25 protein-coding genes are annotated in these 23,809 nt (G+C 70.1%); 10 read left to right on the forward strand and 15 right to left on the reverse strand.

Going from position 1 to position 23,809, the window contains the following annotated elements; translation table 11 throughout:
* Positions 1-107 precede the first annotated feature (107 nt).
* The 5 genes from AB0F13_RS06930 to AB0F13_RS06950 form a co-directional block, all read right to left on the reverse strand.
* The gene (locus AB0F13_RS06930; protein WP_362077177.1) at positions 108-836 is read right to left on the reverse strand and encodes a nucleotidyl transferase AbiEii/AbiGii toxin family protein; all 729 of its coding nucleotides are present in this window, start codon (positions 834-836) and stop codon (positions 108-110) included.
* Between the two features lie 67 nt (positions 837-903).
* The gene (locus AB0F13_RS06935) at positions 904-1,539 is read right to left on the reverse strand and encodes a hypothetical protein (RefSeq protein WP_362076384.1); all 636 of its coding nucleotides are present in this window, start codon (positions 1,537-1,539) and stop codon (positions 904-906) included.
* 20 nt (positions 1,540-1,559) lie between these two features.
* Entirely contained in the window at positions 1,560-3,686 is a 2,127-nt protein-coding gene (locus tag AB0F13_RS06940) for a hypothetical protein (protein WP_362076387.1), read from the reverse strand.
* A 95-nt stretch (positions 3,687-3,781) separates the two neighbouring features.
* Complete coding sequence (locus AB0F13_RS06945; RefSeq protein ID WP_362076390.1) at positions 3,782-4,000, reverse strand: hypothetical protein; 219 nt, start codon at positions 3,998-4,000, stop codon at positions 3,782-3,784.
* A gap of 81 nt (positions 4,001-4,081) precedes the next feature.
* Entirely contained in the window at positions 4,082-4,297 is a 216-nt protein-coding gene (locus AB0F13_RS06950) for a hypothetical protein (RefSeq protein WP_362076393.1), read from the reverse strand.
* 215 nt (positions 4,298-4,512) lie between these two features.
* Between AB0F13_RS06950 and AB0F13_RS06955 the strand changes: the two genes are divergently transcribed.
* A complete protein-coding gene (locus AB0F13_RS06955; RefSeq protein ID WP_362076396.1) occupies positions 4,513-4,908 on the forward strand; it encodes a helix-turn-helix transcriptional regulator in 396 nt (131 codons plus the stop codon).
* A gap of 154 nt (positions 4,909-5,062) precedes the next feature.
* Positions 5,063-5,329: a hypothetical protein gene (locus AB0F13_RS06960; RefSeq protein WP_362076399.1), complete on the forward strand. Its 267-nt coding sequence runs from the start codon at positions 5,063-5,065 to the stop codon at positions 5,327-5,329.
* Positions 5,330-5,386: 57 nt separating this feature from the next.
* Here the strand turns inward: AB0F13_RS06960 and AB0F13_RS06965 are convergent, their stop codons facing one another.
* The 3 genes from AB0F13_RS06965 to AB0F13_RS06975 form a co-directional block, all read right to left on the reverse strand.
* Positions 5,387-5,770: a rodlin gene (locus tag AB0F13_RS06965; RefSeq protein ID WP_362076402.1), complete on the reverse strand. Its 384-nt coding sequence runs from the start codon at positions 5,768-5,770 to the stop codon at positions 5,387-5,389.
* Positions 5,771-5,971: 201 nt separating this feature from the next.
* Positions 5,972-6,343: a rodlin gene (locus AB0F13_RS06970; RefSeq protein ID WP_362076405.1), complete on the reverse strand. Its 372-nt coding sequence runs from the start codon at positions 6,341-6,343 to the stop codon at positions 5,972-5,974.
* A gap of 121 nt (positions 6,344-6,464) precedes the next feature.
* Positions 6,465-6,743 carry a hypothetical protein gene (locus AB0F13_RS06975; protein ID WP_362076409.1) on the reverse strand — a complete coding sequence of 93 codons (279 nt, stop codon included), beginning with the start codon at positions 6,741-6,743 and terminating at the stop codon, positions 6,465-6,467.
* Positions 6,744-7,059: 316 nt separating this feature from the next.
* On the opposite strand from AB0F13_RS06975, the gene AB0F13_RS06980 reads away from it, so the two are divergent.
* The gene (locus tag AB0F13_RS06980) at positions 7,060-7,635 is read left to right on the forward strand and encodes a TetR/AcrR family transcriptional regulator (RefSeq protein WP_362076411.1); all 576 of its coding nucleotides are present in this window, start codon (positions 7,060-7,062) and stop codon (positions 7,633-7,635) included.
* A gap of 248 nt (positions 7,636-7,883) precedes the next feature.
* On the opposite strand, the gene AB0F13_RS06985 is transcribed toward AB0F13_RS06980, so the two are convergent.
* The 4 genes from AB0F13_RS06985 to AB0F13_RS07000 form a co-directional block, all read right to left on the reverse strand.
* Entirely contained in the window at positions 7,884-8,741 is an 858-nt protein-coding gene (locus tag AB0F13_RS06985; protein WP_362076413.1) for an NAD(P)H-binding protein, read from the reverse strand.
* Complete coding sequence (locus tag AB0F13_RS06990; protein WP_362076415.1) at positions 8,738-9,514, reverse strand: SDR family oxidoreductase; 777 nt, start codon at positions 9,512-9,514, stop codon at positions 8,738-8,740. The genes AB0F13_RS06985 and AB0F13_RS06990 overlap by 4 nt, the downstream gene beginning before the upstream one ends.
* Positions 9,515-9,617: 103 nt before the next feature.
* Positions 9,618-10,283, reverse strand: a complete 666-nt coding sequence (locus tag AB0F13_RS06995; protein WP_362076418.1) for a ScbR family autoregulator-binding transcription factor — start codon at positions 10,281-10,283, stop codon at positions 9,618-9,620.
* Between the two features lie 167 nt (positions 10,284-10,450).
* Positions 10,451-11,692: a cytochrome P450 gene (locus AB0F13_RS07000; protein WP_362076421.1), complete on the reverse strand. Its 1,242-nt coding sequence runs from the start codon at positions 11,690-11,692 to the stop codon at positions 10,451-10,453.
* Positions 11,693-11,833: 141 nt separating this feature from the next.
* Between AB0F13_RS07000 and AB0F13_RS07005 the strand changes: the two genes are divergently transcribed.
* Positions 11,834-12,820 carry a ScbA/BarX family gamma-butyrolactone biosynthesis protein gene (locus AB0F13_RS07005; RefSeq protein WP_362076424.1) on the forward strand — a complete coding sequence of 329 codons (987 nt, stop codon included), beginning with the start codon at positions 11,834-11,836 and terminating at the stop codon, positions 12,818-12,820.
* Positions 12,821-13,011: 191 nt separating this feature from the next.
* Here AB0F13_RS07005 and AB0F13_RS07010 read toward each other — a convergent pair whose 3' ends face one another.
* Positions 13,012-14,316 (reverse strand): alpha/beta hydrolase-fold protein, encoded by a 1,305-nt coding sequence (locus AB0F13_RS07010; protein WP_362076427.1) that lies wholly within the window; start codon positions 14,314-14,316, stop codon positions 13,012-13,014.
* A gap of 487 nt (positions 14,317-14,803) precedes the next feature.
* Here AB0F13_RS07010 and AB0F13_RS07015 point away from each other — a divergent pair, with 487 nt between their 5' ends.
* From AB0F13_RS07015 to AB0F13_RS07025, 3 genes are all read left to right on the forward strand, one after another.
* Positions 14,804-16,228 carry a carotenoid oxygenase family protein gene (locus tag AB0F13_RS07015; RefSeq protein ID WP_362076430.1) on the forward strand — a complete coding sequence of 475 codons (1,425 nt, stop codon included), beginning with the start codon at positions 14,804-14,806 and terminating at the stop codon, positions 16,226-16,228.
* Positions 16,229-16,379: 151 nt separating this feature from the next.
* Entirely contained in the window at positions 16,380-17,621 is a 1,242-nt protein-coding gene (locus AB0F13_RS07020) for a VWA domain-containing protein (RefSeq protein ID WP_362076433.1), read from the forward strand.
* Between the two features lie 148 nt (positions 17,622-17,769).
* A complete protein-coding gene (locus AB0F13_RS07025) occupies positions 17,770-18,537 on the forward strand; it encodes a MerR family transcriptional regulator (RefSeq protein WP_362076436.1) in 768 nt (255 codons plus the stop codon).
* 88 nt (positions 18,538-18,625) lie between these two features.
* Here the strand turns inward: AB0F13_RS07025 and AB0F13_RS07030 are convergent, their stop codons facing one another.
* Together AB0F13_RS07030 and AB0F13_RS07035 are read right to left on the reverse strand one after the other, a co-directional pair.
* Positions 18,626-19,204: a Uma2 family endonuclease gene (locus tag AB0F13_RS07030; protein WP_362076439.1), complete on the reverse strand. Its 579-nt coding sequence runs from the start codon at positions 19,202-19,204 to the stop codon at positions 18,626-18,628.
* Positions 19,205-19,263: 59 nt separating this feature from the next.
* Positions 19,264-20,115 (reverse strand): hypothetical protein, encoded by an 852-nt coding sequence (locus AB0F13_RS07035; RefSeq protein ID WP_362076442.1) that lies wholly within the window; start codon positions 20,113-20,115, stop codon positions 19,264-19,266.
* A gap of 458 nt (positions 20,116-20,573) precedes the next feature.
* Between AB0F13_RS07035 and AB0F13_RS07040 the strand changes: the two genes are divergently transcribed.
* The 3 genes from AB0F13_RS07040 (at position 20,574) to AB0F13_RS07050 (ending at position 23,808) form a co-directional block, all read left to right on the forward strand.
* Positions 20,574-22,532: a glycoside hydrolase domain-containing protein gene (locus AB0F13_RS07040; RefSeq protein WP_362076445.1), complete on the forward strand. Its 1,959-nt coding sequence runs from the start codon at positions 20,574-20,576 to the stop codon at positions 22,530-22,532.
* Between the two features lie 24 nt (positions 22,533-22,556).
* Complete coding sequence (locus AB0F13_RS07045) at positions 22,557-23,192, forward strand: hypothetical protein (protein WP_362076448.1); 636 nt, start codon at positions 22,557-22,559, stop codon at positions 23,190-23,192.
* 175 nt (positions 23,193-23,367) lie between these two features.
* Positions 23,368-23,808 (forward strand): hypothetical protein, encoded by a 441-nt coding sequence (locus AB0F13_RS07050; protein WP_362076451.1) that lies wholly within the window; start codon positions 23,368-23,370, stop codon positions 23,806-23,808.
* Position 23,809: the final 1 nt, after the last annotated feature.

The raw sequence follows: 23,809 nt of genomic DNA on the forward strand, positions 1-23,809 counted from the left end.
GCTGATGCGGGTCGTGCTTGCCGGCGGGTCCGGACGGCTCCCGGGCCGCCGGGAGATGAGTGCACGCGCCACACGACCAGTCTCGACGAGCTCTTCCAGGGATTCCCCTAGCTACCGGCCGTCCCGCTCTCCCCGTCCGTGCCGTCTACGCCGTCCGCCCCGTCCGCCCCGTCTTCGTAAGGTGCTTCCTCCAGCAACCGCTCGCCGATGTCGTCCGCCCAGGCCTGCGCCCAGCGCCGCAGTTCCCCCGTCCGCTCGGGGTCCAGCCCGTACGCGGCGAACTCACGGTCGTCGATCCAGTCGGCCCCTTCGAGCCGCGCCCGCAGGTCGGCCAGGTCGAAGGCGTCCCGGGCATGCCTGCGGCCGAACTCCTCCAGCTCGGCCCGCGACCAGCGCCCGGCGGCGGCGTGCACGTCGACGAGGTCGCGGGCCAGGCCCCGGTCGGCGAGGGCACGCGTCTTGGTGCCGGCCACGTCCTCAGCGGCCAGGACGAGTCCGTACTCGGTGGGTACGGGCGGCCGCCACATCGTCTCCTTGAGGAGGTGGACCTCGCACTCCTGGCCCGTCTCCGGCTCCTCGGCGAAGAAGCGGGCGGACAGCGGGTCGGTGTCCATCTGCCGCACCCGCAGGCCGCGCGCCTGGAGCCCGGCGCGGAGGGCGGACGCGATGTCCGCCATCGGCACCGGGCTGTCGGTGGCCAGCGCCAGGTCCCCGACGGGCCGGGTCACCAACCCGTGCACCTGGACGGCGACGCCGCCGGTGAGGACGAGCGGGTAGGGCGCGCCGACGGCCACCAGGTCGGCGAGCAGCCGCCGCTGGAGCCCGGTGAGCCTCATGCGGCGTTCCGCTTCCATGGTCGCGATTATGGCCCGGTCACTGTGCGGCGGGCCGTACGACAGCGGTTCAGTGGCTCGGCCAGCCGTCCAGATGGCGGTGGAGCCTGACGGCCGGCCGGGTGGTCGTGGCCGCGGTCGTGGAGTCGGGCCTGGCGAGCAGGGCGGTGACCTCGGCGGCGAGGGCGTCGGCCTTCCGCTTGAGCTCGGCGGCCGGCAGGCGGGAGCCGCCGAGGGCGTCCAGGCGCCGGTGGATGTCGGCGAGCCGGCGCTGCGCCGCCGCGGTGAGGCGGCCGGGCCTGGGCGTCGAGACGACGAACTGGTAGGCGCCCGCCAGGGTCTGGCAGCCGTTGCAGTGGTCGTTGACTGCGCGTCCCTTGTTGACGGCGTTGAGATGGACGTCGTGACCCGAGAGGGTGACGATCTGGAAGGACAGCGCCACCGAGCGGCAGGCGTCGTCGGCCGTGCACCCGGACGATGTGGCGTTGGCCCGGTTGCCGAGGCGGGCTGCGGTGACCGTGCCGAGCTGGTGGACGCTGAAGCTGTCGCGGAACTCGGTGTGGTGGCGGTGGTTGACGGCGGTGCGGACGCTGTCGGAGGTGACGGCGACCTCCGCCGCCTGGGCGGGACCGCCGGTGGCGGCCGTGGCCACGCCGGCGGCCAGCAGGCCCAGCCGGAGGAAGTGGCGGGAGAGGTAGGGGTTCACGGGATGCTCCTTGGGTGCTCTCAGGATGAGGGTGCCGGGGAGGGTGCCGGGGCCGTCGGAGCGGGGGCGGTGGGCTCCGGGGTCGGCGGGGCGGCCGGGGCAGGGGCCGGGGCGGTCGTCGCGGGGGCGGGCGAAGGGGGCGCGGTCGTGGTGGCGGGCGCGGGTGCCGGTGCCGGCACCGGTTTCGGCGGGGCGGAGGGCGGCAGGGCGGGCGGGAGGGCGGGCGGCATCGTGGGCGGCAGGACCACCGGCTGCGGGGCGGCGGCCGGGGGCTTCGCGCCCGGTGCGCCGGCGACGGGCGGGGCGGCGGCGGGCGGCAGGACCATCGCCGGTGCCGGCGTCGGCAGGCCAGACGAAGGGGCCGGCGGCGTGCGCCAGGGCAGCGGTGAGACCGCCGGTGCCGCACCGTCCGGGCTCCAGGCCCCCGGCGCGCCGCCCTCGGCCGGGTCCCGGCCGGGCAGTGCCGAGTGGTCCGGCACCGGCGGCACGGTCGGCACGTGGGGCTGCAGGATCGGGGCGATCGGTGGCGCGGGCGGCAGCGGCTTGGGAGTGACTCCGCTGGTCCAGGCGTAGGCCAGGGTCGTGGCGACAGCCGCGACTCCCAGGGCGAGCCCGATCCGCAGGCGCGGCCGTCCGGCGGTGGCGCGCAGGGCGTTGCGGCCCAGCCGCCCGGAGAGCCGGATGGACAGGTACGTCATGCCGCCCAGCGGGACGATCAGCATGAGGCTGCCGAGCACACCGGCCAGCCCGGCCGGGATCTCCCCGGCGGCGAAGGCCTCATAGGTGCCGATGAGTTGCTGGGTGAGCGAGCGCACCCCGGTGGCGACGAGGCGGGGCAGGTTCCACAGCGCGTAGCACAGCTCGCCGAGCAGCAGCGGGACCATGGTCAGCACCCAGGTGGTGACGATGACGCGGGTCCTGCGCTTGAGGTCGGCGACGGCCGGGTCGGCCTTGCGCCACGGCACCATGCTGAGCAGGATCGGTCTGATCTTGCCGTAGAGGTCGGGCACTCCGGCGAGGTCGCCGAGGATGAAGTAGCCGTCGAGCCGGACGGCCGGCATCAGCTGTTCCAGCACCTCGAAGTGGCCGAGGTAGACCGCGCAGAGCAGGAACGGCTGGCCGGTGACGAAGTACGCGCCGGTCAGCAGCAGCATGAAGACGACGTTGAAGTAGACCCCGCCCAGGTCTGTGCGGATCCGTCCGGCGCGCCCGAGCCGGTAGACGTCGGTGACGTCGGTGTACATGGACGGCCAGATCAGGAAGATTCCGCAGCCGATGCAGCCGGGGTGGGCGCCGTCGTATCTGCACGCCGAGGCGTGGCCGAACTCGTGGAAGACCAGGGACGCGACGGTCAGGCCGAAGACCGCGAGGAGCAGCAGCGGCTGGTCGAGGACGTTGAGTACGGGTGTCATCGCGCCGTGGAAGGCGAACAGCCACACGTCCATGGCCCCGGCCAGCAGCAGGACCACCACCACGACCGGCGGGCGGTGCAGCCAGGCCAGCGCCCGGGCGATGACGGCCACCCGCCGCTCGTCGAAGACCACACGGTGGCCCTTGAGGGCGAGCAGCAGGTCCGAGCGCGGGCCGTGGACCTCGTCGCTCTCCTGGCCCTGCGGCACGGTGATGCCGAGCGGTTGAAGCTTGTTCTCCACGAGGTAGGCGACGTTGTCGGCGCTGACCTCGCGCCCGAATCCGGCGCTGACCTCATGGGCCACGGCCCGTATGTCGCGGATGCCGTCGATGGCGGAGGCGACCAGGTGGAGCAGCCGGGAGAGCTGCACCACCTGGCCGTCGCCGCGGCGGGCGATGTACTTGGGCTCGTTGAATCCCGACCCCTGGTACTCGCCGTGCAGGCGCAGCCCGCCGCTGAGCCGCGGGACGAGCGCTCCCGCGTCGGGCTGCGCCTGCGGTACTGGCTGCCGCACCACCGGCAGCCGCAGGGTCCCGGCGTCTTCCTCCCCTGCCCCGTACTCCCCTGCCCCGTACTTCTCTGCAACGGTGCAGGGGAAGCCGCCGGGTCCGGGCACCGGGGCGCCGGCGTCCCCTGTCCGGACGCCGGACGCCACGGTGTCCATCTGGATCGTCGCGGTTTCGTCGATGCTGCGATGGCGGCTGCGGCCGGCCTCGTGGTCTCCGACCACCGTCATCTGGTTCCTCCCCCTCGACGAAACCGCTTTCCCCCCCTTGTTTCGGCGGACCGCGCTTTCCCCAGGTCACGGTCCGCCGAGTGCGTGGGCCGGGCCTACTGCTTGATGGAGATGGACTGGCTCGCCTCGGACTGCGCCACCGCGAAGGGCGAGTTCTCGTTGACGGCCAGGGACTCGTTGTGCGCGTGGACGGTGGCCACGTGCTTGGTGACGTTCGTGGTGCGGGAGAAGCTGAACTTCAGCTTCCCGAGCGCCTCACGGCCGGGCAGCAGCTCGGCGGACTCGGCGTCGAGCTCACTCGGGTTCATGCTCATGGCTTGGCCTTTCTGAATTTGACGGCACTGGTCGGCGTGCCGGCCGGGATGCCGGCCGGCGTGGGTACGGGCTGCTGCCGGCTACTGCTGGACGGTGATGGCCTGGCCGGCCGCGGACTGCGCGACGGCGTCCGGCGAGCAGATGTTGAGCGCCGACGAGGTGTTGTGCGCCGAGACGTCGGCGACGTGCTTGGTCACGTTCGTCGTCCTGCTGAAGCTGAACTTCAGCTTGCCGAGCGCCTCACGGCCGGGCAGCAGTTCAGCGGACTCGGCCTCGAGCTCATGCACATCGAGCATGGTTCCCCCTCCGGGATGCGGTGGTTCACGGAATACGCCCTCGGGCACGGGCAGGACCCCCCAGCCCACGTCCGATGCGGTCGGACGTGTTGTCCAACGAGATTGGACACTAGTGGCGTCCGTCGGCACCGCGCAAGCGGTTCCTGTGGACACCGCCCGTAGAATCGGTTCACCCGAGCGGATCCGAGCCAGCCGAGAGCAGGAAGCGACCGTCAGTGGCCAACGCACTGCAGCAGATCATGAGACAGCGCCTGGACCGCCAGGGCTGGTCCTACGGGGACGTCGCTCGCAGGGGCGGCATCCCCCGCTCGACCGTGCACCACCTGGCCACCACCGACCGCCTGGTGCGCATGCCGCAGCCCGCCACGCTCGAAGGGCTGTCCCGGGGGCTCGAACTGCCCCTGGACACCGTGCGCCGGGCCGCCGCCGAGGCCTGCGGCATCCACCTCTACCCGACGGCCGGGGACACGCCGGAGAGCCGGCCGGACCCGGAGGTGGACCTGCTGATCGCGAGCGTCCAGCGGCTCTCCTCCGACGACCGCAGGCACGTGGCGGCACTGGTCGAATCGCTGCTCGAACGGGCACCCGGGAAACACCCGGAAGAGGGCTGAACCGGCGGTTTGAGCAGGGCCGTTGGATACCGGACGCCCGGCCGGGCCCGGCCGGTTCCACCGGACAGTCGAAACCAGCGAATATTCCCGTCCGGCCGAGGATCATGCCTCTTCCCGGCTATCGTCTCGATCTGCCCGAGGCCAGGGGGAATGAGTGCTCGTTGTCAGTGGTGGCTCCACGTCCAATGCCGTCGTCAGGGGACGCACCGGGGAATCCGTCGTCCTGCTCTCCGGAGACCTGCCCGACGTTCTCACCGACCGGAGCGTCGCCGAACTCCTCGATCTGGCGGCCGCGGTGCTGACCGGCAAGGAGATGGCGATGTTCCGTACGTGCCTGTACGCGCTGCGCCGCGGCGAACGGCTCGGCCGGCGGTGCGTGGAGGTCGACGGCGCCATTCTCACCGTTTATTACGAGAGCTGAGACGCACGAGAGCCGCCCCCGGCATCACCGGTGGGCGGCTCTCTCCGCGGCGGCGGATCAGTGGTGGGAGTTCTTGTTCCCGGAACCGTTGTACGAGAAGATGCGGTCGAGGACGTGCGACAGCGGATCATCACCGTCGTTGATCACGGAGTTCTCGGTGCACTGCTGCTGCTGGTTCGAGGACAGGATCGGGATGTCCTGGATACTCAGGATGCCCAGGTCGCTGACGCCGATGCAGACCTTGTTGAACGAACCGTTGATGAGGCCCATCTGCGGGCTCATGTAACCGCTCGTATAGGTGTTTCCGTAGAACTGGCCCGCACCGTTGGCATTGGCCACGTACTGGCCTCGGCCCCCGTCACCATCCGCCAGGGCGACTCCCCCCGATGTACCGACGGCGGAGGTCGCCATGGCGACCACTGCCATTACCTTCTTGATCACGTTCTTTTCCTCGCTCCGGTATTGCGGTTCCTTTGTCAGAACGAACGCATTGCTCAAACGTGAGCACAGGTCACGGGTTTTACCGTTCACGCCATTGGACCCATGACCACGCTCTCACTACCGTGAGCAGAACGGGGCATCCCCTCGCAGCGGTCCCGCACTCCCGTTGCGAGGGGATGAGTCCGGCACTTCCGACGGCGGTCAGTGACCGTTGAACGAGCCGTTGCCCGAGATGATGTTGTTCAGGAGCTCCGACAGCGGGTCGTCACCGTCGTTGATCGTGGAGTTGTCGTTGCACTGCATCTCCTGGTTGGAGGAGAGGATCGGGATGTCCTGGATGGCCAGGATCGCGATGTCCTGCAGAGCGATGCAGGGCTTGTTGAGCGTGCCCTGGATCAGGCTCATCTGAGGACTTTCCTTGCCGCCCGTGCGCGTGTTGCCGTACCCGGTCTTCGCGCCGTTGGCGTTGGCGGACTCCTGCTCGTCGTCTGGTCCGACGGCCATCGCAGGGCCCGCCAGCGACCCGACCGCGGTTACCGCAAGGGCGGTGGTGGCGAGAAACTTCTTGAGCACGTTTATGCCTTTCGATCGTGTAGCGCCCCCACTGAAGCGTTCTGAACAACTGCGACCTTTTTAAGAGGTTTCGCGAAGTCACTCATTCGCATCAGTCGGACCGCCACCGACCTCCGGCCGTTCAGCTCGTCTGCCGCCGGTAATAAAAAAGGCTTGTGAGCGTCACATAGCGGTACTGTCCGCCGCGTTCGCTGCGCAGTTCACCGCGGTCGATCAGGTGCGCCACGGCCCACGGGGACAGGCCCAGCAGCGAAGCGGCCGTGCGCACGGGAACGCTCAGCCCCTCGAAGACCGCGGGCACGGGTTCCTCCGCAGCGCGCCGACACGCCGTGCGGTCGTCCGTCGCACAGTCATCGCGTGTGGCGTAGTTGTCGATCGCGGCAACAGCATTTCGTGCCATGTCGACGCACACCATCCCCTCGGTCCCAGACGCATTTCCGTACTTGCCGCCAGGCTAGTTACCCCCGCGGGAAGCGTATGCACTGCCTTGCCGGGCGTCAAGTACGGTATTGCGCGCGATCGGGACCCGCTCCGGCCGTCACCTGCGCGAGGCTCCCGCGCCCCCTAACGTGTGCGGGGAGCCGACGGGAAACTAACTTGCCGACTAGCTAGTTAAGGTCCGCAGAGCACGGAAAAGGAGGCCGCCCCGGCCGGAGCCCCAGGCTCCGGCCGGGGCGGCCGGTTCACGACGGAAGACGAAGAGCGGGAGAAAGACCATGGCCAGCACCCCCAAGGCCCGCAGGAGCAACACCCGCGAGCGCATTCAGAAGACGGCCCTGGACCTCTTCGTATCGCGCGGCTACGAGAAGACCTCACTGCGGGAGATCGCCGAGGAGCTCGGCGTCACCAAGGCCGCGCTGTACTACCACTTCAAGACGAAGGAGGACATTCTCAGCGCGCTCTCCGACCAGCTGGGGGAGCCCGTCGACGAGCTCATCGCCTGGGGCCGGAGCCAGCCACCGACGCTGGAGACCAAGCGGGAACTGCTGCGCCGCTACAGCGCGGTGCTCAAGGACGCGGGGCCCATCTGCCGCATCCTGGAGGAGAATCAGGCGACCCTGCGCGAGCTGGCCATCGGCGAGCGGCTCAAGGAACGCGTGGTCGCCTTCTCCCGGCTGATCCAGGCGGGAGAGACCTCCGTCGCCACCCAGGTCCGCTTCACCAGCGCCATGCTGACCGTCCACTTCGGGGCGTTCGCCCTGGACACGCTGCAGGGAGACCCCGAGGTCAAGCGTGCCGCGCTCCTCGAGGTCGCCCTGGAGATCATCGACTCCACCGCGGCCGCCGGCTGACCGCCGTCACCCTCCGGGCGGCGCGGAGGTCACCCGGAAGGGTTGCTCCCGGCTCGGCGCAGGGCCCCCGCCCCCTGCCGCGGTCCGGTTTCTGCTGAGGCAGAGGGGGGAAGCGGGACACCTCCGAGACGTGCTGCCGCATGTGATGGCAGCAGTACAGACCCCGTCGCGAACCGTATGTGCGGTTTTTAATCGCCGTCCAACCGCCGCCAGTGAGCTGACAAATGGGGCCGCCGGGGCAGCCGCCCTCAGGCGAAGAGCGCCGCGTTCTCCCGGGCCCACTCGGCATAGCCACGCCCCGGGCGCCCCAGCAGTCGTTCCAGGGCCGGCTCCACCTGGCGCTTCGCCCCCTTCACCTGACGCTCGGCGCTCTCCCGCAGCGCCTGCGCGACCTGCGCGCCGTACCGGGCCTCCGCCGCACGGCGCACCTGCTCCGGGAGCAACTCCTCGAAGTCCAGCCGCCGCCCGAGCACCCGCGACAGCAGCTCCGCCTGCTCCCGGGCCGTCAGCGCCGCCGGTCCCGTCAGCCCGTAGGCCTGCCCGGCGTGGCCGGGTTCGGTCAGCACACGGGCCGCGACGCAGGCGACGTCGTACGGGTCCACGCAGGCGGCCGGGGAGTCCGCGGGCCAGGCGCGTACCGTGCCGGACCTCCTGATGCCCTCGGCCCACGCCAGCGTGTTGGTCATGAACGCACGGGGCCGCAGCAGCGTCCAGTCCAGCCCGCAGGCCCGTACGCGCTCCTCGGCCTCCCGCTGCCAGCAGGTGATGAAGTCCTGGGCGGCGGGGTCGGTGACGGCGAGCGCGGACAGCTTGACCAGATGGCGCACGCCCGCGTCCTGGGCGGCGCGCACCACGTTGGCGTCGTGGCCGGGCAGCCGGGGATCGCCGGTGACGACCAGGACCGCGTGGATCCCGGCCATCGCCTCCCGCAGCGTCGCCGGATCGTCGAAGTCGCCGGTGGCGACCTCGACGTGCGGGCCCGGCTGCGGCAGGCGTGCGGGGTCACGGCCCAGCAGCCGCACGGCGTGCCCGCGGCCGGCCAGCAGGCGGGCCGTGGCCCCGCCCACCGTGCCGCTCGCACCGGTGAGCAGGATGCGGGCGCTCACCGCGCGGTGAACCCGCCGTCCACCGGAACGGTGGCGCCGGTGACGAAGGAGGAGAGGTCGGCGCACAGCCACGCGGCGGCCTGGGCGATCTCCACCGGGTCCGCAACGCGCGGCAGCATCGAGCCGCCGGTCAGGAGGGCCTCGACGCCCGGGTTCGCGTCGAAGCCCTGCTGCATCAGCTCTGTACGGGTCACGCCGACGGCGAGGGCGTTGACGCGGATCCCCTGGGGCCCGTACTCGTCGGCCGCGGCCTTGGTCAGGCCGATCACCGCGTGCTTGGCGGCGATGTAGGGCGCGGAGGGCACGCCGGGGGCGACGAGGCCCGCGGTGCTGGAGGTGTTGACGATCGCGCCGCCGCCGGGGTTCTCCAGCATGACGGGTATCTGCTGTCGCATGCAGTTCCACACACCGCGGACATTGACGTCCATGATGCTGTCGTAGACAGCGTCGTCCATCAGGTGCATGGGCTCCCGGGCGGTGCCCCAGCCTGCGTTGTTGAAGGCGGCGTCGAGCCGTCCATGGGTCTCCACGGCCACGGCCACCGCCCGGGCGACGTCGGCCGCCACGGTGACGTCACCGGTCACGGCGGTCGCCGCGCCGCCCGCCGCGTTCAGTTCGCCGGTGAGCTTCCGAAGCAACTCCTCCCGCCGGGCCAGCAGAATCACCGCGGCCCCTTCGGCGCTGAACAAACGGGCCGCTGCGGCCCCGATACCACTGGAGGCCCCGGTAATCATTACCGTCTTGCCCGCGAGCATTCCCTGCTGACCATTCATGGCGTGATCATGACTCACAGCGCAAAGCGGAAGCAAGGCGAAAGCCGACCACGCAAGAGGAATCGCGGAAGCTGAATCCCCTATTCCGCCAAGGGACTCGGGCTCATCCCGCCGCGAGCGCGGCCGCTTCCCCCAGGCGCCGCCCCTCGGCGACGACCCGGGCACCCCGGTCGGGGGAGGTGTCCAGCCGGACCAGGATCGCGGGGGTCGCCAGCGCGGGCAGGATGTGCCGGAAGAGCACGGAGATCTGCTCCTCCAGGTCGGCCAGACCCGTGTTGACCTGGGAGACGAGCAGGACCCCCGTCCACGCGCTGATCACGAACCGCGCGGTGGCCTCCGGCTCGACGTGCGGCAGCACCTCGCCGCGCGCCTTGGCCTCGGCCAGCAGCTGCGCCGAGACGTCGCTCCAGCTGGCCCACGGGCCCGTGCTGACCAGCTTCTGCATGTGCGGGTCCGTGGCCAGCCGGGCACCGGCGCGCAGCAGGGGCTCGTCCGGCAGCCGGTGCGCGAGAGCCATGCCCACGTCCACCCACTCCTGCAGCTTCGAGGCCTGCGGGGCGACACCCTCCAGGCAGACCTGCTCCTCCAGCACCCCGCGCGCCAGCGACTCCTTGGAGTCGAAGTGGAAGTAGAGCGCCCCCTTGGTCACCCCGGCCCGCGCCAGGACCTCCGAGATCGTGCAGGCCTCGTAACCGCGCTCGGCGAAGAGCGCGGCAGCCGCCTCCAGCGCTGCCCGGCGAGTTCTGATCCCACGCTCCTGCTGCGCCACCCTGCGACCTCCAGCCGTGTCATCCCGCTCAGCCTTCCGGCAGCGGTGACGCCACGCCGGGTCAGGAGACGAGACCCCTTGGGGGAAACCAAACCGAACGCGACGCATTTTACCCGGCGGTGCATTCACGAACTCACCACGGCGCAAAGGGGAGAGGCGTTATTCGGTCAATTAACGGGGGTCGGTTCCAGCATCACCGGCAGCCTCCGGTGGCCGTGGGAAATGAAGGACTCGAGCGGTTCCAGCTCGTCCGCCGGCACCGCGAGGGAGAGTTCCGGAAAGCGTTCGAAGAGGGCGGGCAGGGCGAGGGACGCCTCCAGCCGGGCGAGCGGGGCGCCGATGCAGTGGTGGACGCCGTGCCCGAAGGCGAGGTGCTCGCGACGGGTGGGACGGGTGAGGTCGAACGTCCCGGCGTCCTGTCCGTGCTGGGCCGGGTCGAGCGCGGCGGCACTGACCGAGATCACGATGGCGTCGCCCGCGGCGATGGTCCGCCCGCCGGCCTCGATGTCCTCGATCGCGAAGCGCAGCGGGATGTTCGCCACCGGCCCGCGCGCCCGCAGCGTCTCCTCGATCACGTCGTCCCACGAGGCCCGGCCCGAACGCACCAGCTCCAGCTGGCCGGGGTGCGTCAGGAGAGCGAAAACGGCTTGTTCAAGGAGGTTGACGGTGGTCTCGTGCCCCGCCCCGATGATGAGCAGCAGCGTGTCGAGGAGCTCCTTCTCCGTCAGGTGCCCGTCGGCGTCGTCCCGGGCTGCGATCAGGTCGCTGGTCATGTCGGCGGCCGGGGCGGCCCGCTTCGCCGCGATGAGCCCGCACAGCAGCTCGTAGAGCTCGCGCTGGTTGGCCTGCGCCTCCTCGGGGGTGATGGAGGTGCGGAAGGTGGTGTCGATGACCCGGCGCAGGTCGCCCCGCACCTCCTGCGGTATGCCGAGCATCTCGCAGATCACCTGGATGGGCAGCGGGTTGGCGAAGTGCTCGCGCAGGTCCACGGGCCGGCCGGCCGGGAGGGCCGCCAACGCGTCGACGAGCCTGGCCACGTGCCACTCCACGCGCGGGCGCAGTGCGGCCGTGCGGCGCGCGGTGAACGCCTTGGCCACCAGCCTGCGCAGGCGCCGGTGTTCGTCGCCGTGGGCCGTGAGCATGTTCTTGACGGAGACCCACATCGCCATCGGCCAGCTGTCGTCGAGCTCGCCGTCCCGCCACGCGGGCCAGTGCCGGTAGGCGTCCTTGGAGACGCGGGGGTCGAGCATGAGGCGCGTGGCGAGCTCATGGCCGGTGATCGCCCATGCCTGCACCCCGCCGGGGAGCTCCACCGGTACGACCGGGCCCAGTTCGCTCAACCGGGCGGCCTCGCCGTGGACATCGCGTCCGGACGGGTCGAGGACTACGGGGCAGGTCTGGTGCTGCATGAGCTGTCTCCATCGGGTTCGCCGCGCGGACCACCGCGCCGGGCGTGATCCTGGGCTGGGCCTTGAAGAAAACCGGCCAACCGTTATCTTAGATCAGGACAAGATTTTCATGTTTCTTGACCCTCCCTCACTTCGTGTTTCATGGAGAGTTCCGTGCAACAGTCAACCTCTGCGATCGGGAGCCCCACACCGCTCCCGCACGCCGTTGAACCCAAGCTGACCTGCACGGTTCCCAAAGAGTTCGTTCATCGCGCGGCGCTGGCCGAGGTCTTCCTGACCGGCGCCGCGAGGGCGGGCGAGGGCCATTTCGCGCTCACCGCCCAATGGCCCCGGGCGCATGGGTTCTTCAGTTCGGACGGCGGCGCCCGTCACGATCCGTTACTTGCCGCCGAAACGTTTCGGCAGACCGGTCTGTTCCTCGCCCATACGGAATTGAATGTTCCGATCGGCCATCAATTTCTGCTGCAGCAAATGAAATTCGCTGCCCGAGCCGATCGGCTGGAGATCGAAAACGCTCCGACCGACCTCACCATCGACGCCTCCTGTGTGGTCCTCGACCGTCGTGAGCGCCGTTTCACCTTCCGCATGGACATCACCATCCGGCGCGAGGGCAAGACCGTCGCCACCGGCGGCGGCCGCTTCGCCTGCCTGCCACCCGCGCTCTACCGCCGGATACGCGGCCCCCGCGGCACCACCGCGGACCCGCTGCCGGTGGCCTGCCCGGCCCGCGCCGAGCCGTCCGAGGTCGGCCGGGAGGCCCCCCTCGACGTCGTCCTCTCCCCCACCGCCCGCGGCGACCGCTGGATGCTCAACCCGGACCTGCGCCACGCCACGCTCTTCGACCACCCCTGTGACCACATCCCGGGCATGGTCCTGGTGGAGGCCGCCCGCCAGGCCGCCTACGGAACGCTCCGCCCGCTCTCGGCACGGCCGTCCTCCGTCACCATCACCTTCCACCGGTACGCGGAGCTGGACAGCCCCTGCACCCTCGATGTGACGCCCCCGGCCGAGCCCTCCGGCGGCGAGCTCACCGTCGAGGTATCGGGCACGCAAGACGGGGAACCCGTCTTCACCTGCACCCTGGCCCACGCCGCCCACGAACTCCCGAAGATCGCCGCGGTGGCGTGATCGGGCGGGGCGGACCCCTGGCGGGGGCTGACGGGTGGGGGTGACCCGGTGGGCTGACCCGGCGGAGCCGACCCGGTGGGCTCGACCCGATGGGCCTACCGACGCCCGACCCGGCGGAGCCGACCCGACGGGCCTGCCGACGGGCCTGCCCGACAGGCCCGGCCCAACAGGCCCCGCACGGCGGCCGACGCTCAGTCCTCCGCGTCGGGATCCCCGGATTCCTGGGCATCGACGGAGGCCTCGCCGGGGCTCCGGCCGGACTCCCCGGACTCCCCGGACTCCCCGGCCTCGTCCTTCTTCCTCTCCTCCTCGGCCTTGCGCTTCCGCTCCTCCTCGGCCTTCTTCCCGTCCTCGGTCCCGCTCGCCTGCGGCCCGGACCTGCCCACCGTGTCCTGCGGGAAGGTGAGCTGCTTGCTCATCCACTCCAGCGTCGGCTCGATCTCGCGCCGCCACGTCGTGAAGTTGTGGCTCCCCGCGGGCAGGATGATCTTCGCCGCGGTCATGGGCTCCTTGACGGCCTTGAGGAACTTCTGCGTCTCCGCGTAGTTCTTCTCGCCCTTCTCGCTGCTGGTGACCAGCACCGAGACCTGGGGCGCGGGCAGGTTGCGCAGGCGCCAGATCAGGTCGTGCTCGCGCTGGCGCTTCGCGGCCTCGGAGCCGTTGCCGAAGAGGTTGCCCGTGGTGAGGTCGTTCTTGATCTTGTAGTCGGCGGAGAGGGCGCCCGCCACCGGATACGTGCCGGGCTGCCGCATCGCGAGCTCCAGGGCACACGTGCCGCCCGAGGAGTAGCCCATGACGCCCCAGGCGCTGGCGTCGTGGCCGACCCGGTAGGCGCTCTTGAGGGCCTCGGGCAGGTCCTTGGCGAAGTAGGTCTCGGCCTGCGGGCCGTCGGGCACGTCCACGCACTCGGTGTCGCGCGGCGGGGCGATGGTCGGCCGGACCATCACGATCACCGTCGGCTGCATCCGGCGCTCGGAGATCAGCGTGCTCGCCGTCTTCGGAACCTGCAGGTACTGGGTGAGGTTGGTAATGCCGCCCGGGTAGCCGCTGATGGCCACGATCACGGGGAAGCGCTGACGTTCGTACTGCTTCTGGAAGTACTGCGGCGGCAGGTAGACGATCGCCGGTTCGACGACGTTCGCCCGGCGGGCGACCAGGCGTACGGACTCCACCGCGCCCACCTTGTCCTTCGGCCCCTTGGGCAGCCCCGCCTTGTCCAGGCCCTCCGAGCCCGAGGGCCGCACCAGGCCGCCCCTGCCCCCCTCGACGCCGGCGTTCGCGCCGGGTTCGGTGACCTGCGTGACCTGGCCGGGCGATCGGTCGTACTTACCGATCAGCTCGCCCCAGGTGCCGTAGAAGCTATTGGCGGAATTCACCGCGAGCAGCACCGCGGACATGATCGTCAACTGGGTCACCAGGATCGAGCCGAGCCGTCCCAGCACAGGCAGCCCACCGCGCCCCGAGAGCCGTGGCCACAGCCATATCGTGAGGCCCACACACACAATGGCGATGAACACCACCGTGTACAAGAGTGACCGGCTGGTCAGGCCCATGTGCCTCTCAACTCCCTGCCCCCGTGGTGGGTACTCATGTTCGGTTCGGCAATACTCACCGATAAAGAGGCGGGAAGGGGCGTACAGGGTTGCCCTGCTTCCATTTATTGCCCTGCTCTTGCCCTTCCCGTGTTCTTCGCTTCCCCGGGCGTTCCCGGCACCGAAACGGACGCGGAACCTACGGGTCCGAAACAGAGAACCGCCGGGAAGGAAGCAGAGAACCGCCGGAACCGAAGCGAGAACCGCCGGAACCGAAGCAGAACCGACAACGAATCCCGCTCGGGGCCGGTTACCCGCGTTGGATGAAGAGCGGCCGACGCCCAGGTGGAGGCTGGCCGAATCCATCCTTCCGCTGGATGGTGGAAAGGCGGCCCCGCGGTGGGGGTACCGCCCGGCGGCAGCTGGGGGAGGGCCGGTGGAGGTGGGTGGCATGACCGGCACGACCGCAGGCCGTACGCACGCGGAACCGAACCCTTATCTGCGGGGCCTGTACGCACCGGTCCACGACGAGATCACCGCGGTCGACCTGCCCGTGACCGGCCGGATTCCCGATTCCCTGCGCGGCCGCTACCTGCGCAACGGGCCCAATCCCCTCCACGTCGACGCCCCGGCCGCCTACCACTGGTTCAGCGGCGAGGGCATGGTGCACGGCGTGCGCCTGCGCGACGGCCGCGCCGAGTGGTACCGCAACCGCTGGGTGCGCTCCGACGCGGTGGCCGGGCGGCTCGGCGAGAAGCTGCTGCACGGTCCGCGCCATCTCGGCATGGACTTCGCGCCCAACACCCACGTCCAGTGCTTCGCCGGGCACTGCCTCGCGCTCGTCGAGGGCGGGACGCTGCCCTACGAACTCGACCCGGAGCTGTACACGATCGGTCCGTTCGACTTCCACGGCACGCTGCCCGGCGGGCTGGCCGCGCATACGATCATCGACCCGCGCAGCGGCGAGCTGCACGCGGTCGCGTACTGCCTGGCCTGGCCGTTCGTGCAGTACCTCGTCGTGGGCACGGACGGCCGCGTACGCCGCCGTACCGACATTCCGGTCAGCGGCCGCCCGATGATGCACGACTTCTCGCTCACCGAGCACCATGTGCTGCTGTACGACCTGCCGGTGGTCTTCACCCGTGGCGGGGGCCGGGGCGGCCACCATCCGGTCTGGGCGCCCGGCCGGCCCGCCCGGCTGGGGGTACTGCCGCGGGAAGGCGGTGCGGGTGGGGTGCGCTGGCTGGAGATCGAGCCGTGTTTCGTCTTCCACCCCATGAATGCCTACGAGCACGACGGCGGCCGGTTCATCACCGTCCATCTCGTCCGTTACGACCGCTTCTTCGACGTGGTCGCCGGTGGCCGCCCGGCCCCCGGCGAGCACCTGGCGTATCTGGAGCGCTGGACCGTCGACCTCGTCGCCGGAAGCGTGCGGCGGCAGCGGCTGGACGACCGGCCGGTGGAGTTCCCCCGCGTCGACCCCCGCCGGCTGACCGGGCCGCACCGCTTCGGTTACGCGATGCTCGAGCGACAGCCGGGGCGGGAAGGGGGGCGGGAAAGGGAGCGGGAAACGAGGCGGGAAACGGGGCTGCTGAAGTACGACCTGGAGCGCGGAACAATCACGGAGTTCCGCGTTCCGGCGGGCGGCGACGTGGGCGAGGGGGTATTCGTACCGGCGGCGCCGGAGGCGGCGGAGGACGAGGGCTGGGTGCTGGCCTTCGCGTACGACCCGCTGCGCGAGGCCACGGACCTGGTGGTGCTGGCGGCCGAGGACTTCGCGGCCGGGCCCGTGGCCCGGATCCACCTGCCGGTGCGGGTGCCGATGGGCTTCCACGGGAACTGGATTCCGGATGAGGCGATTTCTTGGGACCCCTGATGCGCGAAAGAACACGCGCGTGCGGCGTGTCGGGTGTGAACGTACTGGACCAGACTTGACAGCTAGCCTTACGTAGTCGTCAAGACTGGGGACTTTTCCCCGCAGTATGGACATTTCACTCGCACCCGAGACACATGAAGGACACCTCCCCATGGGCATTCGGAGTCTGCTGCGGAACGCGTTCGGCCGGACCAGGACGGCCTCACACGACGAACCGAGCCTGCCCCAGCAGAGTGCGGGGCCCGACAACACCGCCGCGGCCGCCACCCCCGCCGCCGCGGCCGCCACCCCCGCCGCCGTGTCCGTGCCGGCGCAGCCGACCGCGGAGAGCGCCGACCGCGTCGCCGAGCGCGTCCCGGACCCGGGCCCGCTCGGCCCGATCCCCACGCCCGGCCCGCCCCACCCCGAGCCGCTGCCCCAGCCGGAGCCCGAGCCGACGCCGATGCCGAAGCCGAAGCCCATCCCCGAGCCGGAGCCGGTCCCGACCCCCGACCCCAACCCGGTCCCGGAGCCCGCCCCCGGCCCCGACCCGGAGCCCGCGCCCGCGATGTCGGCCGCCGGGGCGACGGCGCCCGAGGCACCGGTGGCTGAGGCGACAGCGGCTGAGGCGACAGTGGCCGAGGCACCGGTGGCCGAAGCGCCGGTGGCCGAGGTACCGACCGCCGAGCCGTCGGCCGCCGCGGTGAGCCTGGAGAAGGTTCAGGACACCGCCCCCGCGCTGGTCAGCCTCTACAAGTCGGCGGGCGTCACGCTGAAGAAGCACGGCCTCGCCGGGCAGCGGGCGGCCGTCTACCTCGTCCTGGACCGTTCGGGCTCCATGCGCAACTACTACAAGGACGGCACCGTCCAGCACCTGGCCGAGCAGGCCCTGGGGCTGGCCGCCAACCTCGACGACGACGGCGTCGTGCCCGTCGTCTTCTTCTCCACCGACGTCGACGGCACGGCGGAGATCGACCTCGCCCACCACCGCGGCCGCATCCAGGAACTCCACGAGTCGTACGGCCACATGGGCCGGACGAACTACCACTGGGCGATCGAGGCCGTGGTCGACCACTACACGAAGTCCGGCAGCACCGACCCGGCCTTCGTCATCTTCCAGACCGACGGCGCGCCCTACAGCAAGCCCGCCGCCGAGAAGGCGCTGTGCGAGGCGGCGAAGCTGCCCATCTTCTGGCAGTTCGTCGGTTTCGGCGACCCGGAGGGCAAGGGCTTCGACTTCCTGCGCAAGCTCGACGACCTGTCCGTGCCGCAGAAGCGCGTCGTCGACAACGCCGGGTTCTTCCACGCGGGCCGCGAGCCGCGCCTGCTGTCGGACGAGACGCTCTACCAGGAGCTCATGGTCGAGTTCCCCGAGTGGCTGGCCGAGGCCCGGGCCGCCGGGATCGTCCAGTAGGCGGCCCCACGAGAACGAGAACGCCCGAAGGCCGCTCCCGGAGACCGGGGGCGGCCTTCGCCGGATCCGGCTTGCGCTTTCCGCTGCGTCAACTTCTAACGTCTTCTGTGGGGCCGGAGAGACCGGCCCGGCGATGGGAGGCACGGCAATGGCCTGGTCGATCGCGGATGTGGCCCGGATGTCCGGGGTGACTTCCCGGACGCTGCGGCATTACGACGAGATCGGTCTGCTGCCGCCTGCGTGGATCGGGAGTAACGGGCACCGCTACTACGAGGAGGCGGATCTGCTGCGGCTGCAGCAGATCCTGCTGATGCGGGAGCTGGACCTGGGACTGCGCGAGATCCAGGCGGTTCTGGACACCCAGGTCGATCGGGTGGCCGTGCTGCGCGAGCACCACCGGCGGCTGCGGGGGGAGCGGGACCGGCTGGAGACGCTGGTCCGCACGGTCGGGCGGACCATCGCCGAACTGGAGGAAGGCAAGGACAACAACGACATGACGAAGATCAACAGGCCGGAGAACCTGTTCGAGGGGTTCGAGCCCTCCCGCCCCGAGGCCGAGGCCGAGGTACGGGAGCGGTGGCCGCAGGCGTGGGAGGAGTCCCGGCAGGCCGTCGAGGCGATGACCGCCGAGGACACGGAACGGTGGCAGCGTGAGGTGACGGCGCAGATGATCCGCCTCGCGGAGTTCATGGTGGCCGGTACGCCGGTTGCCGATCCTGCGGTGCAGGCGGAAGTGGACGCCCACTACCAGGGCGTCTGCCGGTTCTGGACCCCGAACGCGGCCGCGTACAAGGGACTGGCCCAGACCTACGTCGACGACCCGCAGTTCCGTGCCAACTACGACAAGATCGCCGATGGGCTGGCCGTCTACCAGCGCGACGCGATGGTCGTCTACGCCGATGCCCGGCTGAGCTGACCGACTGCTCACACTGCCGGGGGGCTGCAGACCCCCGGCGACAAGCAAGTCTCCCCCGCGCTCGGAAGACTCGGCCCACCGGGCAGCTTCAGTCTGCGAAGTCCATCAATTCCGCCGTTTCGAGGGTGATGCCGACCGGTTCAGGGATCTCGATCTCCTTGCCGTACGGCCGACACGTCAGACTGCGATACTCGCCTGCCTCCGGCTGAGAGTGCACGGTGACGGTGCGGTGGTCGCGGTCGATGAGGAGGTAGACCGGGATACCTGCTGCGGCATAGCCATCGCGCTTCTCCACACGATCGCGCTGGTTCGTGTCCGAGTCGTGCGAGGTGACCTCAACCACCATGAGGATGCCGTCCGGGTCGGACCACTCACCATGTCCGGTGAAATGCCTGCGAGGCGCAAGAACACCGTCAGGGCGCGCGCGCCCCTTGCGGTAGCTCTCCACCTTCAAGCCCCGCTCCCCGTACAACCGCAAGTCGGAGAACTGCTGGATGCACAACTCCTGGAGCCACTGGATGATCTCGTTGTGATCCCCGTCCGGCACCGGCTTGACCTCGATCTTCCCTTTGATGAACTCAAGCCGTACGTTCTCAGGAGCCGTGCGGGCGAGCTCCTCGAATTCCTCGACGTGAATCAGCGGTTGGTCGGCAGTCCTGGGGGTCATGGCGTCGCCTCCTCCCCTACATGGTGCCCCGATGTCGGGAGGCGCGTCGTGCACGACGGTCATGTGCAGGTGATCCTTTCGTGGGTGCGGGCAGCCACCCGCAGTCGGTCGACGCGGGCGCGGACCTCTGAGGCCGTCAGGCCGTACGGCTCCGGAGGCCGGGGCTCGCCGCGGCAGTCGCGGCACATGCCGCCGGGGAGCGCTTCCGGGCGGCCGGGGACGCCGCAGACGGCGCACTCCATGACGCGGAGGACCGGACGCGTGGGAACGGGCTCCAGCTCCGGCGGGAGCTTTTCGATCAGCCGGTTGCGCGTCAGCGCGGCAGGGCAGTGCACCGGCGTCGGCAGCCCGGCCGTAAGGGCCCTGATCAGCTGTGATTCACCGGCGCCCCGCGCGAACCACTGCGCGGCGAGCGGTTCGAGCGCGGCGCAGTCGGCCGCCGAGAGGGCCAGCCGGTCAGCGGCGCGGGTCAACGCGGCCAGCGCCGCGTAAGCCTGTGAGCGCGTGGGACGCGCGGCGGCGGGCCGGGGCGCGGCGGGTGACGGGCCCGGTGCCTCCTCCTCGACCACGTCCCCTGCCCGGAACCGTTCCCACCAGCCGTCGTCCCGGGCCGTCCGGGAGAAGCAGGTGTAGGTCACCCAGCGCCTTCCGCCACCCGCAGCGGGCACGCATTCGCGGAAACGCCGCAGGTGACCGGCGTCGTGGAGCCGGTTGAGCGCGGTGCGGCAGGCGGCCTGGCCGTAGTCGGGGCTCAGCTTGGCGAGGGTCTTCGCGTCCATGGCCGCGCCCTCGGGAAGGCGGTCGATCAGCGCGGCGACGGCCGCCTCACGCCGGGGCAGGTGGGCGAAGTCGCCCTTGCGGCGGGGCAGCTGTCCCGGGGCGGGGCGCTTGCCGTAGCCGGGGTTGGCCATGAGGGGTGCAGACGCGTGCGGGGCAGCGTTAGAGTCTTCGTAAGCCACAGGATCGCCCTAGAGTCTCGATCTTGATGGTGAGACCCCGGCATGGTGTTGCTAGCACCTGCCGGGGTTGTTTGTTGCTGCGCACGCTAGGGCGTTACGACGCGGCGTCGCAAGCCGGTCACGAAAAGTCATCTCCGTGTGCTACAGCGGCACTTGGGAGGGTGGGTGGGTTGTACCAACCCACCCATTCCTTCAGAAGCAACGCTCGGACCCCGGGGCCCGGAGCTCAAGGCTCATATTGCACCAAGAAGTTCAGCCATCAGGGGCCCGCATTCCGGCCGATCGCTCACATGTTCACCCCCGCGCGCCATCCCCCGTGATGCCATACCAACGGATCCCGCCCCACCGCCAACCGGCTCTGGTTTTTGCACCGTTGACACCCGCACGCCAGTCGAGTGAAGGGCATCAGCATGGCCGACGAGATGGTGCGCAAAGCGCAGAGATTCATCAACACCGTCTATGGGAACGTGCCGGGAATCAACAAGGTCGAGGAGAACGGCAGGCCCGGGTGGCCGACCATGTACGCGCTCACGCGCTGCCTGCAGTACGAGCTCGGCATCACCGCCCTGGCCGACAACTTCGGGCCGGGGACACTCGCCGCCCTCACCGCCAAGTGGCCCGTCATCGACCACAGCACCGTTCCGCCGGCCAATATCGTCCGAATCATCCAGTCCGGCCTCTACTGCAAGGGCTACGACGGCGGCGACATCGACGGCACGTACAACGACCGCGTCCGGCGCTCGGTCGCCGGGCTCAAGACCGACATGGGCGTGAGCGGGGTCCACCCCGGCGACACCATCACGCCCAAGGTGTTCAAGGCGCTGCTGAACATGGACGCCTACGCAGTGACCGGCGACGGCAGCGCACAGGTGCGCGAGATCCAGCAATGGATGAACGGCAGCTTCGTGCACCGCCGGAACTTCTTCATCGTTCCCTGCGACGGGCACTTCTCCCGCGACGTGCAGAAGGCGTTGCTGTTCGCCGTCCAATACCAGCTCGGCATGAACGACGAGACGGCGAACGGCCTGTTCGGTCCCGCCACCAGGGAGGGGATCAAGAACAATCCCGTCTCCACCGGCTCCACGGGTCCTTTCGTGCAGTTGTTCAGCGCGGCCATGGTCTTCAACAAACGCCGCGGCGCCTCCTTCACGGCCACCTTCACAGCCGCCCTCTCGGACGCCGTCCGCGCCTTCCAGGACTTCGTCAAGCTCCCGCTCACCGGCCGGGGCGACTTCCAGACCTGGGCCTCGCTCCTGGTGTCCACGGGCGACAACACCCGCAAGGGAACGGCCCTCGACTGCGTCACGGAGATCACCCCCGCGCGCGCCGACGCGCTCAAGGCCGCCGGTTACGAGGTCGCGGGGCGCTACCTGACCAATGTCGACGGCGCCTCGCTCAACAAGAAGATCCAGCCCGGTGAACTGGAGGTCATCAGGACCAAGGGCCTGCGGGTCTTCCCGATCTACCAGACCTATGGCGGATCCTCGTCCTATTTCAACGAGGACCAGGGCACCGCCGATTCCCTCGCCGCCTTCGCGGCGGCATCCGGATACGGATTCAAATCCGGCACGTACCTGTACTTCGCCGTCGACTACGACGCCGTCGACCAGGAAGTCACGGACAACATCATTCCGCACTTCCGGGGCATCAACCGGCAGCTGGAAAGCCTCGGTGGAAAATACGGCGTCGGCATCTACGGCCCGCGCAACGTGTGCTCCCGGGTGTCGACGGCTGGATTCGCGACGCACAGCTTCGTCTCCGACATGTCGGCCGGCTTCTCGGGCAACCTCGGCCACTCACTGCCGGAGAACTGGGCGTTCGACCAGATAGCGACCGTCAGCGTCGGCAGCGGCGACGGCCGGATCGAGATCGACAACAACATCCTGTCGGGCCGCGACATGGGGCAGAACTCCTTCGACCCCGTCCCCCCGCAGAGGCCCGACGTCGACTTCTCCCGTACCTACTGGCCCGCGCTGCTCAGGGACATCCGTGCCTGCATGGAATCGATGTGGGTTCCCGAGAAGGGCGCCATCGGTCCTTCCAGTACGACGGAATGCCTGGAGAACGTGATCCACTACGACAGGCACATCACCTCACTGGCGCGGAAGCTCGGCATCCGCAAGGCCCTTGTACAGGCCCCCGTGCTGTGGCAATTGCGTACGGCGACGGCCCGGAGAGAGGTTCCGGCGGCCGTCGAGGCGTGGAACGGCTCGCTGGGAAAGGGCGCCGTTCGCCTACCGGCCCTGGAGGGCACGTCGAGCGAGATATTCGGGGCTCTGCGTAATTCCCAGGGCTCGGAGCAGGCGCGAAAGCAGCTGCGGCTGTACGAGGTCTTCGAGAAGTACAACAGCATCCTCCGTCGGCGGTAGGAATCGAGAAGGAAGGCTGTTCCTGTGGCATCGGAAATATCGCGCCGTAGCGTTCTGAAGCGAACGGTCGTCATCGCCGGAGCCGCCGGGCTCTCGTCGGCGACCGGGAGTGCCGCCGCGTGGGCGGCCCCGGGCCCCGCCCTGGCCCCGAGCGCCGGGAAGCCGAGCGCAAACGGCTGGGGCATGGAGGAAGGCGCCGACGACGGCGGCTGGATCTGGACCCGACCCGTTCCCGGCACGGGCCTGGCGGTGCCGCTGCGGATCGGGGAGGTGGAGACCGTACTGGTGCACGTGCTCCGCCGGTTCCACTACGAGGTCCAGGCCCTGGGCACCGGTGACGTCCGCGCCCACGTCGCCCCCGGCGCCTTCGCGGCCCCCCACGAGAGCAACCACGCCTCCGGCACGGCGGTGTGCGTCCGCCCCGCCTCGTACCCCCTCACGGCACGCGACGGCCTCTTCCCCCCACAGGTCGAAACGATCCGGCACATCCTCGCCGACTGCGAAGGCGTCGTGACCTGGGGCGGCGACCTCAAGCCCCTGCACGAGGCGCACTTCGAGATCGCCGTGCGGCCCGGCGACGCCCGCCTGCAGGAGGTGGCGGACAAGATCCTCGCCTGGAACCGCACGCCGGGCGAGGGGGCCGGTGCTTGGGCGGGGTGAGTTCTCCCCGGTCCCGCCCCTTCCCGAAACCGGGGCTCCGCCCCGGGCCCCGGGCCGGTACGACATTTGTCATGGGAGAAGGGGGACGCCCGGCTCTGCGCACCGCGTTCGCCGAGCGGAATGATCGTGGGTGTCGGCAGGACGGCACACCACATCACCACAAGGGGCGGGGCACATGAACGGCATCACCGAGCGACAGAGCGAGAAGGCACAGACCACCGACCTGTCCGGGGTGAAGCCGTTGCCGGTGTGGTTCTTCGCCTTCGAAGGCGCCCTGGCCGCGGCGTTCGACCTGTGCAAGGCGTGGGACGGCGCGTGGATGGTCCTGGTCGCGATCGCAGCGGTGAACATCGTGATCGGCCTGACGGTGCTGCGCCGCCGCGCGAAGCTCGTGAAGGCCATGCTGAAGAACTCCCGCACCCGCAAGATCGTGTTCGCCCTGGTCGCCCTGCGCCTCGCCGTCCACGGCCTGCTGGGCGTCGTCGGCGCCCCGGTCACCTCCACGGCCGGCCACGTCGCGGTCGGGCTCGTCATGGCCGCGGTGACGGTGACGCTGCTGTGGTTCGACCAGCGCGTCACCTTCCGAGCCCTTGGGCTCACGCCCGCCCAGGGCTGAG

This window comes from Streptomyces sp. NPDC026206 (genome assembly GCF_040638465.1).
Classification (GTDB): Bacteria; Actinomycetota; Actinomycetes; order Streptomycetales; family Streptomycetaceae; genus Streptomyces.

What these genes read in the sequence shown, in the direction of transcription:
- AB0F13_RS06940 (WP_362076387.1), bottom strand. Translation starts at nt 3,686, where the DNA reads ATGACGGTGGTCGGAGACCACGAGGCCGGCCGCAGCCGCCATCGCAGC.
- AB0F13_RS07025 (WP_362076436.1), top strand. Translation starts at nt 17,770, where the DNA reads ATGGCCTGGTCGATCGCGGATGTGGCCCGGATGTCCGGGGTGACTTCC.
- AB0F13_RS06945 (WP_362076390.1), bottom strand. Translation starts at nt 4,000, where the DNA reads ATGAGCATGAACCCGAGTGAGCTCGACGCCGAGTCCGCCGAGCTGCTG.
- AB0F13_RS07000 (WP_362076421.1), bottom strand. Translation starts at nt 11,692, where the DNA reads ATGCAGCACCAGACCTGCCCCGTAGTCCTCGACCCGTCCGGACGCGAT.
- AB0F13_RS07030 (WP_362076439.1), bottom strand. Translation starts at nt 19,204, where the DNA reads ATGACCCCCAGGACTGCCGACCAACCGCTGATTCACGTCGAGGAATTC.
- AB0F13_RS06950 (WP_362076393.1), bottom strand. Translation starts at nt 4,297, where the DNA reads ATGCTCGATGTGCATGAGCTCGAGGCCGAGTCCGCTGAACTGCTGCCC.
- AB0F13_RS06980 (WP_362076411.1), top strand. Translation starts at nt 7,060, where the DNA reads ATGGCCAGCACCCCCAAGGCCCGCAGGAGCAACACCCGCGAGCGCATT.
- AB0F13_RS07020 (WP_362076433.1), top strand. Translation starts at nt 16,380, where the DNA reads ATGGGCATTCGGAGTCTGCTGCGGAACGCGTTCGGCCGGACCAGGACG.
- AB0F13_RS06990 (WP_362076415.1), bottom strand. Translation starts at nt 9,514, where the DNA reads ATGAATGGTCAGCAGGGAATGCTCGCGGGCAAGACGGTAATGATTACC.
- AB0F13_RS07040 (WP_362076445.1), top strand. Translation starts at nt 20,574, where the DNA reads ATGGCCGACGAGATGGTGCGCAAAGCGCAGAGATTCATCAACACCGTC.
- AB0F13_RS07015 (WP_362076430.1), top strand. Translation starts at nt 14,804, where the DNA reads ATGACCGGCACGACCGCAGGCCGTACGCACGCGGAACCGAACCCTTAT.
- AB0F13_RS07005 (WP_362076424.1), top strand. Translation starts at nt 11,834, where the DNA reads ATGGAGAGTTCCGTGCAACAGTCAACCTCTGCGATCGGGAGCCCCACA.
- AB0F13_RS06975 (WP_362076409.1), bottom strand. Translation starts at nt 6,743, where the DNA reads ATGGCACGAAATGCTGTTGCCGCGATCGACAACTACGCCACACGCGAT.
- AB0F13_RS07035 (WP_362076442.1), bottom strand. Translation starts at nt 20,115, where the DNA reads ATGGCCAACCCCGGCTACGGCAAGCGCCCCGCCCCGGGACAGCTGCCC.
- AB0F13_RS06930 (WP_362077177.1), bottom strand. Translation starts at nt 836, where the DNA reads ATGAGGCTCACCGGGCTCCAGCGGCGGCTGCTCGCCGACCTGGTGGCC.
- AB0F13_RS07050 (WP_362076451.1), top strand. Translation starts at nt 23,368, where the DNA reads ATGAACGGCATCACCGAGCGACAGAGCGAGAAGGCACAGACCACCGAC.